General features: G+C 42.9%; 11 protein-coding genes and 2 tRNA genes. 9 read left to right on the top strand and 4 right to left on the bottom strand.

Features of this window, described 5'->3' with window-relative positions:
* Positions 1–122 precede the first annotated feature (122 nt).
* From ACWB0I_RS02780 to ACWB0I_RS02750, 7 genes are all read left to right on the top strand, one after another.
* Entirely contained in the window at positions 123–1,373 is a 1,251-nt protein-coding gene (locus ACWB0I_RS02780; protein ID WP_479386507.1) for a dihydrolipoamide acetyltransferase family protein, read from the top strand.
* Between the two features lie 17 nt (positions 1,374–1,390).
* Positions 1,391–1,723 (top strand): (2Fe-2S) ferredoxin domain-containing protein, encoded by a 333-nt coding sequence (locus ACWB0I_RS02775; RefSeq protein WP_479386506.1) that lies wholly within the window; start codon positions 1,391–1,393, stop codon positions 1,721–1,723.
* Positions 1,720–2,805 (top strand): CAF17-like 4Fe-4S cluster assembly/insertion protein YgfZ, encoded by a 1,086-nt coding sequence (gene ygfZ / locus ACWB0I_RS02770; RefSeq protein ID WP_479386505.1) that lies wholly within the window; start codon positions 1,720–1,722, stop codon positions 2,803–2,805. Before ACWB0I_RS02775 ends, ygfZ begins: the two co-directional genes overlap by 4 nt.
* A gap of 89 nt (positions 2,806–2,894) precedes the next feature.
* A complete protein-coding gene (locus tag ACWB0I_RS02765; RefSeq protein ID WP_479386504.1) occupies positions 2,895–3,290 on the top strand; it encodes a DUF2203 family protein in 396 nt (131 codons plus the stop codon).
* A 73-nt stretch (positions 3,291–3,363) separates the two neighbouring features.
* Entirely contained in the window at positions 3,364–4,413 is a 1,050-nt protein-coding gene (gene dusB, locus ACWB0I_RS02760; RefSeq protein WP_479386503.1) for a tRNA dihydrouridine synthase DusB, read from the top strand.
* Positions 4,414–4,757: 344 nt separating this feature from the next.
* Positions 4,758–4,840, top strand: a tRNA-Ser gene (locus ACWB0I_RS02755).
* Positions 4,841–5,158: 318 nt separating this feature from the next.
* A tRNA-Ser gene (locus ACWB0I_RS02750) sits at positions 5,159–5,249 on the top strand.
* Between the two features lie 75 nt (positions 5,250–5,324).
* On the opposite strand, the gene ACWB0I_RS02745 is transcribed toward ACWB0I_RS02750, so the two are convergent.
* The 4 genes from ACWB0I_RS02745 to ACWB0I_RS02730 all read right to left on the bottom strand — a co-directional run bounded on the left by ACWB0I_RS02745 (position 5,325) and on the right by ACWB0I_RS02730 (position 11,023).
* Complete coding sequence (locus ACWB0I_RS02745) at positions 5,325–5,945, bottom strand: response regulator (RefSeq protein WP_479386526.1); 621 nt, start codon at positions 5,943–5,945, stop codon at positions 5,325–5,327.
* Between the two features lie 80 nt (positions 5,946–6,025).
* Positions 6,026–9,121, bottom strand: a complete 3,096-nt coding sequence (locus ACWB0I_RS02740) for a ligand-binding sensor domain-containing protein (RefSeq protein WP_479386502.1) — start codon at positions 9,119–9,121, stop codon at positions 6,026–6,028.
* A 63-nt stretch (positions 9,122–9,184) separates the two neighbouring features.
* Positions 9,185–10,093: an MBL fold metallo-hydrolase gene (locus ACWB0I_RS02735; protein WP_479386501.1), complete on the bottom strand. Its 909-nt coding sequence runs from the start codon at positions 10,091–10,093 to the stop codon at positions 9,185–9,187.
* A gap of 57 nt (positions 10,094–10,150) precedes the next feature.
* Entirely contained in the window at positions 10,151–11,023 is an 873-nt protein-coding gene (locus ACWB0I_RS02730) for a DMT family transporter (RefSeq protein WP_479386500.1), read from the bottom strand.
* Positions 11,024–11,158: 135 nt separating this feature from the next.
* Here ACWB0I_RS02730 and ACWB0I_RS02725 point away from each other — a divergent pair, with 135 nt between their 5' ends.
* Together ACWB0I_RS02725 and ACWB0I_RS02720 are read left to right on the top strand one after the other, a co-directional pair.
* Positions 11,159–11,779 carry an L-threonylcarbamoyladenylate synthase gene (locus ACWB0I_RS02725; protein ID WP_479386499.1) on the top strand — a complete coding sequence of 207 codons (621 nt, stop codon included), beginning with the start codon at positions 11,159–11,161 and terminating at the stop codon, positions 11,777–11,779.
* A 443-nt stretch (positions 11,780–12,222) separates the two neighbouring features.
* Positions 12,223–13,123, top strand: a 901-nt coding sequence (locus tag ACWB0I_RS02720; protein WP_479386525.1) for an IS4 family transposase, incomplete at its 3' end; no start/stop codon positions are given.

Here is a 13,123-nt window from a genome sequence, read left to right as displayed (position 1 = left end):
CAAATTAAAAATTACGAATGGTTTTGCCCTTTTCTAAATTCAAATCAACCATTCAACTCTTACACTCTTAACAATTACTATCAAGCCAGGTTATAATGTTAAACCAAAAATGGAATTAAAAAATGAAGACAGTGGAAATGTTCATGCCCAAGATGGGCGAATCGATTACAGAAGGAACTATTTTGAAATGGCTAAAAAAAGAAGGCGACCGGCTGGAAAATGACGAAATGATTCTGGAAATCAGTACGGACAAGGTGGATTCGGAAATTCCGACCCCGGTGCCCGGCAGACTTGTAAAGTTGCTGGCCAAAGAGGGCGATGTGGTAGAAGTTGGTAAGCCGATTGCCCTGATCGAAGTGGAAGGTGAAGCCGAACCCGAAGTTACCACAAAGACTGCCCCGCCTGAAACCGAGTCGGTCGAAGCAACAGCGCATCAAACGGCTGCCAGAACATCCTCCAAAAAAGTTCGGCAGACCAACCGCTTTTACACGCCCGTTGTGCTGAACATGGCCCGCCAGCACAACATCTCCATGAATGAACTGGAACAGTTGCCGGGTTCCGGAGCCAATGGCCGCGTTACCAAAAAAGACCTGTTGCGATACCTGGAACAACGTGAACAGGGCAGCGCGCAACCGGCCGTCATGACCAGAAGCGCTGAAGCCAATGTGTTTAGCGGCGGCCCGACCGAAGTTTTACCCATGGACAACATGCGCAAACGCATTGCTGAACACATGGTATATTCCAAACAGACCTCGGCTCATGTCAGTCTGTACACCGAAGTGGATATGCAGGCCGTGGAAACCATCATTAAAACCAACAAAAAAGCCTTTAAAGCGCGGGAAGGATTTAGCTTAACCTACACGCCTTTTATTGTGGAAGCCACGGTCAAGGCGCTTAAAGAGTTCCCCCTGCTGAACGCTTCCATTGAAGGGGAAACCATTGTGGTAAAAAAATACTACAATATCGGCATCGCTGTGGCTCTGGAAAACGGCCTGATCGTTCCCAACATTTTCAATGCCGACAGTAAAAACCTTTTAGGACTGGCCCGCGCCATTCATGACGTGGCCTTGAGAGCCAGGAGCAAAAAGTTAAAACCCGATGAAATTCAGAACGGCACCTTCTCCATTTCCAATTTTGGCGTGTTTGGCACCCTGGTCGGTTTTCCGATCATCAATCAACCCCAGGTGGCCATTTTAGGAGTGGGAGCGGTTAAAAAACGAACGGTAGTCATTCACGATGCCATTGCCATCCGTCCCATGATGTACCTCTCGTTAACCATTGATCATCGCTTGATCGATGGCGCCATGGGCTCGCAGTTTTTGGAACGCGTACGCCACTATCTTGAAAATTATGATCCCAGAATGGTCGTTTGAAAAAAGGAGTAGCTCAGATGCAGTTTCCAGAAAAACACATCTTTGTTTGCGAAAACAAGCGACCGGATGGCGCGCCAAAAGCTTCGTGCGCCAATGCGGGAGCTTCGGAAATTCGAACGGCGCTCAAACAGAAGCTGGTGGACCTGGGGCTCCACAAAAAATTTCGCATCAATAAGGCTGGCTGTCTGGGGAAATGCGGACTGGGGCCTACCATCGTCATTTATCCGGCTGGCATCTGGTATGGTCGGGTTACCCTGCAAGATGTGGATGAGATCATTGAAAGATCCATATTAAATGATGAGGTCATTGAACGTTTACAATTAAACGATCAGCTTGTGAACATTTCATGAAAAAATTACTGCTACACGATTTCCATCAGACAGCCGGCGCTGAATTTTTCCCTTTTGGCGATTGGCTGTTGCCCAGGAATTATCGAAACATTGCAGAAGAATTGAGACAAGCCCGTGAAGCGGTGGCCCTGTACGACGCCAGTTTTAGAGGCCAGCTGTTTTTAAAAGGCGCAGATGTTACTGATCTCTTGCAGCGCATCAGCACCAACGATCTGACACAGTTTGAAGCCGCCGGATATTTACCAACCCTATTTTGCGATGCGCGTGGCCGTCTGATCGATCATGTGCAATTGATTCATTTCGTAGAGGGAAAACTGGCCATTTCCTGCCACGCCGATCCCCAACCTTTAAAAGAGTGGATCAGCCGCTTCGTAATCATGGAAGACGTCAGCATCGAATCGAAAAGTGACGATTTTGTATTGTTAACATTAAGCGGTCCCCAAGCGCCCTATGTGTTACGCGCTTTGTCTGCAAAAACCATTCAGGAAGACGAAGACTACTCTATTCTTGAGCAGGGCGACCCCTTTATGGCGGTGATCCGCAACCGCTTTGCCAAATGGCCTACCTTTGATTTGCTCTTTTGCGGAGATAAAAAGACAGAACGTGTGCAGCGCCTTTTACAGGGGGTTCAGAGTTTTGGGGGCGGATGGATCGGCAGACAGGCCTGGGATGTTTTGCGCATCGAATCCGGAATTCCGGCCAGCGCCTCTGAAATTAACGAGCAATACAATCCACACGAAGCCCGCTTACTGCACGCCGTTAGTTTTACCAAGGGCTGCTACACCGGGCAGGAGGTAATCGCCAGGCTTGATACCTATGATAAAGTGCAAAAATATCTCATGGTGATTGAATTACAGGGCGCACTTACGGAAACGCTTCCGGTTCCTGTCTATCTGGAAAATGCAGCCATCGGTTACCTGACCAGCTACGCTTTTGATCCCCATTGGCAAAAACATTGGGGCTTGGCCTATATTAAAAAAAATTACGCCTTAGAAGATTTTCAGTTGACCGTGCAGTGTGGCACGTTCAAAGTGCCGGCTACTTTGCATCTTCCCCCCTGGGTTCACGATCTGCCGCTTTAAGCTTTTTGTGCAAATGGCGGGCCTTAAAAATCAGTAAGAGAAAGCCAGAAGGCAGTTAATCCCAAAAGACAGAATAGGTAAAGGTTACTATGGTTAAACGACATTTCAAGAAACATTTTACCATAGATGAAGCGCGCTCTTTTTTACCCGAGTTAAAGCGAACTTTGCCGGAAATCCAGCGGCTTTTTAACGCACTCAGCCAGGTTGGTTTTGACGTGTATCATGGGCGTTACAAGCCCGGCTTTCATCCGGACACTCTGGAACCGTTCCCTCACCAGTACCGTCGATTTTTAAATCTGGTAAATCAGATTATTGACGCAGGAATTCAGATCAAAAGCATTGAACAGGGACTGGTCGATTTCCCGGCCCTGCGCTCCAATGGCCAGGAAGTGTTCCTGTGCTGGCAGTTAGGCGAAGACGACATCTCTTTCTGGCACGATATTGACGCCGGATTTATCGGTCGCCAGGATATTGGAACCTTTTAACTGTACAAACATTTTTACTTTGACCGGAAAATTCTTTAATTTCAATCTCAGATATTAACAATGACGAGCCAGGATGACTATCGAATTTGGAACATATAAAATAAATCAGGGCCTGTTTTTAGCGCCCATGGAAAACGTAAGCGATTACCCGTTTCGGATGATTTGTAAGGAGTTAGGCGCTGACGTGGTCTATTCGGAATTTATCAGCTCCGAGGCCCTGGTGCGCGAGGCGCAAAAGGCCTTTTTGAAAATGACCATCAGGCCAGAGGAACATCCGATTGGCATCCAGATTTATGGTAATCGTGTGGAGGCCATGGTGCAGGCTGCTCAACTGGCCGAGGAAAAGGGACCCGATTTTATTGACATTAATTTTGGCTGTCCGGTGCGCAAGATCGCTTTGAAAGGTGCGGGCGCCGGCTTGTTACGAGATATTCCGTTAATGATCAAAATCAGCGCAGCCGTGGCGCGGGCGGTTTCCCGGCCTGTTACCGTCAACACACGGCTGGGATGGGATGCAAAGTCCATTCAAATCGTCGAGGTGGCCAAACGTCTTGAAGACGTTGGAATTGAAGCCATTGCCTTGCATGCCAGAACGCGGGCCCAGGGTTACAAAGGTCAGGCCGATTGGGAGTGGATTCGAAAGGTGAACGAAGCGGTTTCCATTCCGGTGATCGGCAACGGCGATGTGACCACTCCCCAACTGGCTAAACAGATGTTTGAACAAACCGGTTGCGATGCAGTAATGATTGGCCGGGGCGCTATTCACAATCCGTGGATTTTCCGCGACACGAAAACGTTTTTTGAAACTGGAACCATTCCTCCTCCTCCCACTCTGGAAGAAAGGGTGGAATTACTGAAAAAACACTATCTGTGGAGCGTGGAGTACAAAGGCGAACGGCGCGGTATTGTGGAGATGCGCAAGCATTTGAGCGGCTATTTAAAGGGGCTGCCACACATCGCCCGATTTAGAAACGAGTTAATGCAGTATGAGCGCTTGGAGCCCATCATGGCCAAGCTGGATTTATTAAAGAACAGCGAATTTTTAAAGGACGCGGTTTCGGTAGATGGTTATTCTGACGCCAGAGAAGCGGCGGCCAAAATAAGCTGTGAGACGAAATTTTAAATGAATAAAGATTTGAAAACTCCTTGAAATTAAATTAAATTTGACAGGCTCTGGAGAAAATTTTTTTGCCTGTTAGGGAATCTCAAAGATAGGGAGGTGTGCCAGGACTTGAGAATTCATCTTAAAAAAAGCGCCTAAAGCGCAGCATTCGGAGGATTAGCCTAATTGGTAAGGCATCCCGAAAATCGGGACGACCGCAAGGACCTGGGGAAATAAAGATCAGCAAGCTAAAACAAAAAATGTGGTCGGAGGATTAGCCTAATTGGTAAGGCATCCCGAAAATCGGGACGACCGCAAGGACCTGGGGAAATAAAGATCAGCAAGCTAAAACAAAAAATGTGTACGGAGGATTAGCCTAATTGGTAAGGCAGCGGTCTTGAAAACCGCCGTCCGAAAGGACTTGTGGGTTCGAGTCCCTCATCCTCCGCTTTACAACCCCGGTCAATTCTGGCCGGGGTTTTTTGTTTTACCTGAGAGGCGTTCAGAGCAAAGTTTTTTGAAGGTTTTTATTTGTGTAAGATTTCAGGCAGCGGTCTTGTTTCGTAGGGATCCCTTTCGGGAAATACCGCCGTTAGCAAGAACTTGGTAGGGGCGCGGCAGCTTTATCCTCCATTTTAATATCACGACGGATATGGCTGGGAAAGTACTCAAAATCAAAAAAAAATTTGATGTATTGTGTTAATAGAATTAAATTACAAATTTGTTAAAAATAATTTGTAAAACGAAATGTGGTATATTAAGAATTGGAGAGGTGGCCGAGCTGGCTGAAGGCGCTCGCCTGCTAAGCGAGTATAGGGGCAAAACCTCTATCGTGGGTTCGAATCCCACCCTCTCCGCACCAAGCCAGGTTTTCCCTGGCTTTTTTGTTTTACAGAGCTGACTTTTTAGAACAGACTTCGCCTAACCTATCCTCAAAAATCGATCAATCTATTGCGTATTGCTTTGGCAATGGCCCCCGCTTTATTGGTGACGTGCAGAATGTGGTAAATATTCTGAATATGAAACTTAACCGTACTAACAGAAATAAACAACTCCTCAGCGATTCGCTTATTGGTTTTACCTTCGGCAACCTTTTTTAGAATTTCTTTTTGTCGGTTGGTTAAAGGTTCTGAAGGAGGATTCTCATGAAAATATTGAATCAGCCGATTAGCAATACTCATATCAATCGGCGCCCGCCCTTTAGACATTTCACAAATTATTTTAATGATTCTTTCGGGACCGCTACTTTTTAAAAGGTAGCCATCTGCCCCGTTTTTTAGCGCTTCAAAAAGGTAGTTGTCTCCATCATATTTAGTGAACATGACAATTTTAACATCCGGTAGCTTCTCTTTAAATTTCGGGATGGCCTCAATGCCCGAAATTTTTTTTGGGATATCAATATCCAGCAAGATTACATCCGGCAAAGAATGGTCCAGATCGGCCAGCGCCTTTTCGCAATTCTCATAATATCCACAAAAGCGAATTGACTTTTCTTGTTTTAAATAGCCAATAATTATTTCGCATTCCTCTTTTTCATCGTCAACCAAAATCACATCGATCAATGGAGCATTCCTTGAATTGGTTCATGGGACGATTAAAGATACACAATTCAAAATCTCATAAAAACTAACCATTAGGACAGTTTTACGCGTAAAATAAGTTTTGTGCCATTGCCTTTTTCAGAAATTATGTTCAGGGTGCCACCTACTTTTTCTATTCGTCGGTACATACTTCTCAATCCCTTGCCGGAATGATTTTCTGAGAGATCAAACCCGGCTCCATCATCGCTAAGCGTAATTTGCAAAATCCCCTCTTTGTTGTGTTGGAATTTTAAATTAATTTGTTCACAGGACTCAGAGTGTTTTAAAATATTAGTCATCCCTTCTTTAACAATATTGACAATAGCTCTTCGGATTCTCAGAGGAATTTCAATTTTATGAGCATCCGTAATCTGATTTTCCAGCTGAAAATCGTATTCATCCCCATCAAAGATTAAATCTGCATTGGATCTCAATTTTACAATCAAATCATATAGTGTACTTTGCGTGGATTCTATTTCCCAGATGTATTCTCGCAATTCGGAATCAAGGCTTTGGGCCAGATTTAAAATTTTACGATAGGTATCCATTGCCTGTTTATTATGATATTCTTTAAGTAAACGATCGTGGCAAATGTGAATGATACTGTAGATACCCAGGCCTAAATCATCATGTAAATCAAGGTCTATTTCATTTTTAGTTTTTAAACGTTCCTGCTCTTTAATTCGGGCAATTTTTATTTCTTGCGCCAATTTTTTGCGGTGCCAATAATATAAAAGAAAACCAATGCACAATAAATAGAAAATGATCGCCCAGTTTGTTTGCCACAGAGGTGGGGCGATAGAGATGATAACGCTGGCCGGCCTGACATTCCAGATGCCATCGCAATTACAGGCCTTCACTTTAAAAGCATAACGGCCTGGCTTTAAATTCAAGAATGTAACCTGCCGTTGGTCACCAGCCTGAATCCATTTGTTCCCCCAGCCAGACATCTGGTAGGCATATTTGTTCTTCCTCGGATTTTTGGTGTGTAACCCGACGAAATGAATAACCAGAGCATTTTCATCGTGACTTAATCGAATTGGTTTGTAAAACGGCCCCCAGAGCGTTCGTTTTTGATTTTTACAATAAATGGTAATACTGGAGATACTTGTCCGAGGAGGGATATCGTTAATGGCCAGGCGCGGCTCGATATAGCTTACTCCGTTTACGCCGCCAAAAAACAGCTTACCATCACTGGACTTATAAGCTGCATTTAAATTGAACTCGCTGGAAAGTAAACCGTCTTCTACTGAATAGTTAATAAAATGTTCTGTTTGGGGATTAAAAACGGATATTCCATGGTTGGTACTCAACCATAAATTGTGGTAGCGGTCTTCCAGAATGGCATAAACCACATTATCGGCCAGGCCATCTTTTTCCAGATAGGAATGAATGGTGTAATCTTTCAGGTCAAGTCTGGCAAGCCCTCCGCCATAAGTACCCAACCACAGAACAGGCCGCTCAGCAACCTTAGAGTAGTGTAAAGTTAAAATATAGTCAGAAAGTAAGCCGGGGTAATTACTGGTGGAAATCATTTTTATGCGGGATGTGGCGGGGTTAAATCTCAAAAGCCCAAAATTCCAGGTTGCTAACCATAAATATCTCTCTGGGCCTCGCCGTGTTTCCAGAATGTGCAACAGCCAAAGTCTGTTGTCTTTAGTCGCAATTTTCAAATTTCTATGATTAATTATTTCTTTAATCTGGCCATCTCGAATAATGGCTTGACTGAGTCCCCCGCTATTTAAGCCAATCCATAGATTGTGCTGATCGTCCTCACAGAGTGAGTAAACCTGATTAAAAGGCAATTTCAAGCCTGCGGGCGAATGCGTCGAAAATTGATGAATGGTGCCATCTTTTTGTAATTGAAACAGGCCCTTTTCCAATGTCCCAATCCAGATATTATCGTATGCATCTTTTTTAATAACTCTGACCTGAACATCGCCAATTTTCTGGGCCAACGACTTTAAATTTTTCGGGCAAGGCAAAGACGGCGAATCCGGATTAAAAAATGTAAGGCCATGATTGGTACCCAACCAGATGCTGCCTTTTGGACCCTGGTAAATAGACCAGATATGATTTAAATGCGAAGCATATTTTAATGAAGAGTAAGGCTGGTAATTTTTAAAAATGTTTTTGTTAGAGCAATACTGAAAAATTCCGTCACCGGATGTACCAACCCACAAGCTTTTGAAGGCGTCAATGAAAATCGAATAAATAGCGCCGCTATTTATCGTTTCTATTTTACCTTTATCCAATACCATTAAACCGTGACGCATGGTACCAATTAGCAACCGTCCCTCTTTGTCAAACCATATTTTTCGCACAAAAATCTGACCAAAATGTTGTTTTCCTCCCGGCTGCCATTGGTGAAATTTTGGAGCCTTAACCTTTAAGGATGAAAAATACAACCCCTGACTGGTGCCCACCCATAAAGTATCGTTCTGGACAGCTAAGCAACGTATGGTAGCATTTCCGCCGGGCGAGATCCGAAATCGTTCACTGTTAATAATCTTAAAGCCTGAAAAGGTGGCCCGGATTAATCCATTTCCTCTGCTGGCTAACCAGAGTATGGGCTCTGAGCCGGGTTGCCATACATAATCCAATATTGATAAATACTGATGGTCCGTTTTTAACTCAGGTAAAATTAAACGACTGGAACGCTCCTCCTGCTTGTGGAACAAATATAGTCCAATTCCTGAAGCAAGAAGCAGATATTTTTTGTTAAAAATCGGGAAAAATCTGGCAGGCAATTCTGAAATCTTACTTACATCCACAAAAGAATAGTGGGTAAAACTTTGGCGGGAGCGTTCAAACTTATTTAATCCCTTTATGGTACCTATCCACAAATTGTGCTCAGAATCTTCATAAATCGAGGTTATGGAATTATTGCTTAAACTATTGGGATTAGCCGGATCGTGGCGGAATACTTTAAAATCATAACCATCAAAGCGGCTTAAGCCCCCCTGAGTGCCAAACCACAAATAACCGGAATGATCCTGATAAATGCACTGAACTGTATTTTGAGAAAGCCCATCGCCTGTGGTTAAGTTTTTAATTAAAGTATAGCCCAAAATTTGGTTGAAGGGGAAAATAAAAATCAGATATGAAAAGATCGCCCATTGATGAAATTTGTACATGCTTAACGTCATGAATAAGTTCTATCACTGGCAATATAAAAGGTTAATTTTGAATAAGCAAGAATAATTTACAATTCAGAACTGGACAGGCAAATCACCATGGATCACATAGTCCATAATTCCCCGAATACTGTTTAAACAAAAATAACGTTCCCGCTTTTGAATATCGGCAGGCAGCTGTCCAAAACTGGCCAGGGCCGGATCGCTTTTTAATATTTGATCTAAGATGCGCTCTGCCTGCAGATTTCCCTTTTGAATATTACGCTGAATTAATTCCATCCACAAGTCCAGTTGTCTTAAAGCGCTATCAAAAACCATACGTGGATCATTCCGATACCCATAGTGGCCAAAGCAAAGATGATTTACCTTCAGCTGGGCAGCTTTAAGCAACGATGCTTTGTAAATCTCATATTTAAAAACCGGAGGGGTAGCTAATCGTAAATAACCGTTTTGGATAGGGATATTCACCCCGGCCACTTCGCCCATAAAGAGCAAATCTTCGATCTGGTACACCACATGGTGTGCGGCATGTCCCGGAGTTTCTATGGCCTCAATGGTAAAAAGTGGAGTCTGGATAACAGGTTGAAAATCGAGATTAGCAGCTGGCACAGGGGTTACCGGACCGTACAATTCTGCCAGGGTGCCCAGTACCTGCAACGAACCCTGCCAGAGCTTTTCGGGATTGATTAAATGTTTAATGGCCCGGGGATGACAGATGACCTGCGCCCGGGGAAATTTTTTCAACAACAGCCCCGTACCGCCGGCATGATCGATATGGATATGGGTTAACAGAATGAAGTCAATGTGCTCAATGCCCCCTTTTTTAAGGGCCGAACAGAGGTGCAAAATGGTGGAAGAGGGGCCTGGATCAATTAGAATGGTTAATCCATCCCGCTGGAGCACCCAACTACTGATAAAGTCTCTGAATCCTTCATAAGGTTGATCCAGATTGATTAAGTACAGACCTTGTAACAACTGTTTCATTTCAATCCCTGAATTGCTGACGCTTTATTTGACAACGGGCAGGCGGTAAAGATTATTTCAAGACAATCGGTTTTTTTTAAAATTGTGGTAGGGAAATTCGGCGTTGATCATGGCCAGCACGATGAACACTCCGCCCAGCCACCCCTGGGCAGTCAGTTTTTCTCCGGCGATCAGATAGGCGAAAAGGGCGGCAAAAACCGGCTCCATGGAAAAGATAATGGCCGTGCGGGCTACAGTGATAAAACGTTGCATGGAAGTTTGCATTAAAAAAGTAAACACGGTTCCAAACAGGGCCAGATAAATGAGCAACAAAATATTTTTTAAAGAAAGCGCGGGCAGGCTGGCAGCCTGTGGCAAAAAAGCAAACAAGGATAAAATAGCTATGACCGTCAACTGTACGGCAGTGAGCAGATAAATATTGTTCAGACGAGAATATTTCCCGGTAAAAATAATATGAAAGGCAAACAATACCGCGCAGATAAAGACCTTTAAGTCGCCTTTAGCCCAGTTTAATGGATTGGCGCCGGAAAGCATCAGTAAACCAGTGATGGCCAAGAAGACACTGCCCCAGACCTGCAGAGAAGTTTGTTCTTTAAAAAATAAAAAAGTAAATACAGGCACCAGAACCACAGAAAGTCCGGTAATAAAGCCGGCATTCGAAGCGCTGGTTTGAGTAATACCCCACATCTGAAAAAAATAGGAAGTGTACAACAACAATCCCAGCAACAGGCCGTGGCGCATAACCTGCGCATTCCATTCTTTTCTGTATTTCAGAGCTATTAACCCCATGGCCAGGGCTGCCAGCGCCAGTCGAAAAAACATGTAAGCGCTTAAGGAAATCTCTTTTAACAGCAGTTTGGAAACAATAAACGTCGTGCCCCAAAAAAAGGTAACCGAAAGCAAACCCGCATCAGCCTTTAAACGCGTCATGTGTACCATCTTCCCTGAAACAATGTGAAATTGGGCAGAATTTAAAGGCTGGCAGCATTCACGGCAAATTGTTATTCGAATTTAACAGAAAAATTTTGTAAATTGAATTTAAGAAAGATTAAAGGGAATTAATACGTGGCAGTTGAAATTCAACATGTTTACCTGGATCATCCCCAGAAACGGTTGATCAAACGGGCAGCCGAAATCTTACAACGCGGCGGTATTGTTGTTTACCCTACGGACACCATCTACGGTCTAGGCATCGATCTGTTGAACAAAAAGGCCATAGAACGTGTGCTGCGTATTAAAAAAGAATCGCGCCACAAAATGCTCAGTTTTATTCTGCCCGATATGAAGAATATTGCCGATTGGGCTCTGGTGCCCGATTATGCCTACAAAATCATGCGGCGCGTTGTTCCCGGGCCTTACACTTTTATTCTTAAAGCCACAAAAAAAGTGCCCAAACTATTACTGAGTAACCAGAAGACGGTAGGCATTCGCATCCCGAATTCCATTGTCGCTCTGGCCCTGGTTTATGAGTTGGGGCGCCCCATCCTTAGCACCAGCGTGCCTCAGGGCTCCAATGGTTATTACACCGACCCTCTGGAAATCGCCGAACAATTCAGATACGAAATTGATCTGATTCTGGATGCCGGTGTGATGTTTAACAAGCCTTCTACCATTGTCGATTTTTCAGGCCCTGAACCGCAAATTCTGCGCGAAGGTTCAGGCGATATTAAAGCTCTCTACTTCTAATGCAGCACAGCCGCAACCAAAAACCTTCTTTAAAAATTGACAGGCCGGTGCCCCGGAACCCTTTAACTCTTACACTCTTAATTCTTCTCTTCCAACAGAGGAAGTTATTTCACGAATTAGCCCTCACCCCCTCAATCCCATAGCCGTCAGGCTAAGCATTTAAAACATTGAATAACAATAATTTAAATTTGGTTAAATTGGTTTCTTTTCGTATATTAAAGGAGAACCACACAAAAATTAAAAACAAAATATTTATTAAAAAAAGTAGGCCCTCCTGGTGAGGGCTTTTATGATTCTCATAATACCTCCTCTTTTTTTTAAAAGGCCGATGACAAGAGGAAATCGGCCTGGAATTCTGTTAATTTTCCTGAATGAAATATAACAAATAAAACAAAAAATATCAATAGGATAGCTATTTTTTTAAATGTTTTTTCAACGATGGTATTACGAGAGACTTTGCAAACATTTTCAAGAAAATTGGCCAAAATCATGAGCATTTAACAGAGAGCTTTATTTCCGAAGAGGAAATCGAACAATTAGCTAAAAAGACAAAATTTAGTCAACGATCTGGAAGTAAAATAACTGCAAAAAATTTTTTGGACATAATGGTATTTCATGCAAAAAACTTAAAAACAAAGAGTTTAAATGATATTGTAGTGGATTACATGATTAATCATAACATCAGTATTAGTAAACAAAGTATTGATGAACGCATAAATGATCAGGCTGTATACTTTTTGAAAGAGGTAATAGGAAAAGCATTAAACAAAAGACTCGATGAAGATTATAAATATTCACAACATTTTAACCGTATTTTAATCAAAGATTCCACGTCATTTCAGATAAATGAAGAATTAATCCGGTATTATCCTGGCAGTGGCGGCGGTTCTTCTGCAGCGGTAAGATTTCAATTTGAATTTGATTACCTCAATGGCAGGATATTTGATTTATCACTCCATCCATTTAATGATCAAGATGCAACTAATTCAAAGAACACACTCGATAAAATAAAAGAGAAAGATTTAATCGTAAGAGACCTTGGCTATATGAACATACAAGTCTTAGAAGCCATACATAAGAAAAAGGCCTATTATGTAAGCCGTTTAAACGTAGCAACCAAGGTGTATGAATTTAAAAATAATGAATTTCAGGAGATAAAGTTTTCCGCATTGAAAAAAGAAATGGAAAAGAAAGGCTTAACCATTTTGGAAAAAGAGGTTTATGTTGGCAGTCAAAAACTCAAAAATCGTTTGCTTATTTATCTTTTACCAGAAGAAATTATAAAAAAAAGAATAAATAAACATAAAGCAATCAACCAAAAGAAGCAGCGTGGTACAATTAAAC

The organism is Caldithrix sp., from assembly GCF_056497305.1.
Note: the sequence above shows the minus strand (reverse complement) of the source record. Positions and strands in the feature narration are given on the sequence as shown.

What these genes read in the sequence shown, in the direction of transcription:
- ACWB0I_RS02780 (WP_479386507.1), top strand. Translation starts at nt 123, where the DNA reads ATGAAGACAGTGGAAATGTTCATGCCCAAGATGGGCGAATCGATTACA.
- ACWB0I_RS02775 (WP_479386506.1), top strand. Translation starts at nt 1,391, where the DNA reads ATGCAGTTTCCAGAAAAACACATCTTTGTTTGCGAAAACAAGCGACCG.
- ygfZ (WP_479386505.1), top strand. Translation starts at nt 1,720, where the DNA reads ATGAAAAAATTACTGCTACACGATTTCCATCAGACAGCCGGCGCTGAA.
- ACWB0I_RS02765 (WP_479386504.1), top strand. Translation starts at nt 2,895, where the DNA reads ATGGTTAAACGACATTTCAAGAAACATTTTACCATAGATGAAGCGCGC.
- dusB (WP_479386503.1), top strand. Translation starts at nt 3,364, where the DNA reads ATGACTATCGAATTTGGAACATATAAAATAAATCAGGGCCTGTTTTTA.
- ACWB0I_RS02740 (WP_479386502.1), bottom strand. Translation starts at nt 9,121, where the DNA reads ATGACGTTAAGCATGTACAAATTTCATCAATGGGCGATCTTTTCATAT.
- ACWB0I_RS02735 (WP_479386501.1), bottom strand. Translation starts at nt 10,093, where the DNA reads ATGAAACAGTTGTTACAAGGTCTGTACTTAATCAATCTGGATCAACCT.
- ACWB0I_RS02730 (WP_479386500.1), bottom strand. Translation starts at nt 11,023, where the DNA reads ATGACGCGTTTAAAGGCTGATGCGGGTTTGCTTTCGGTTACCTTTTTT.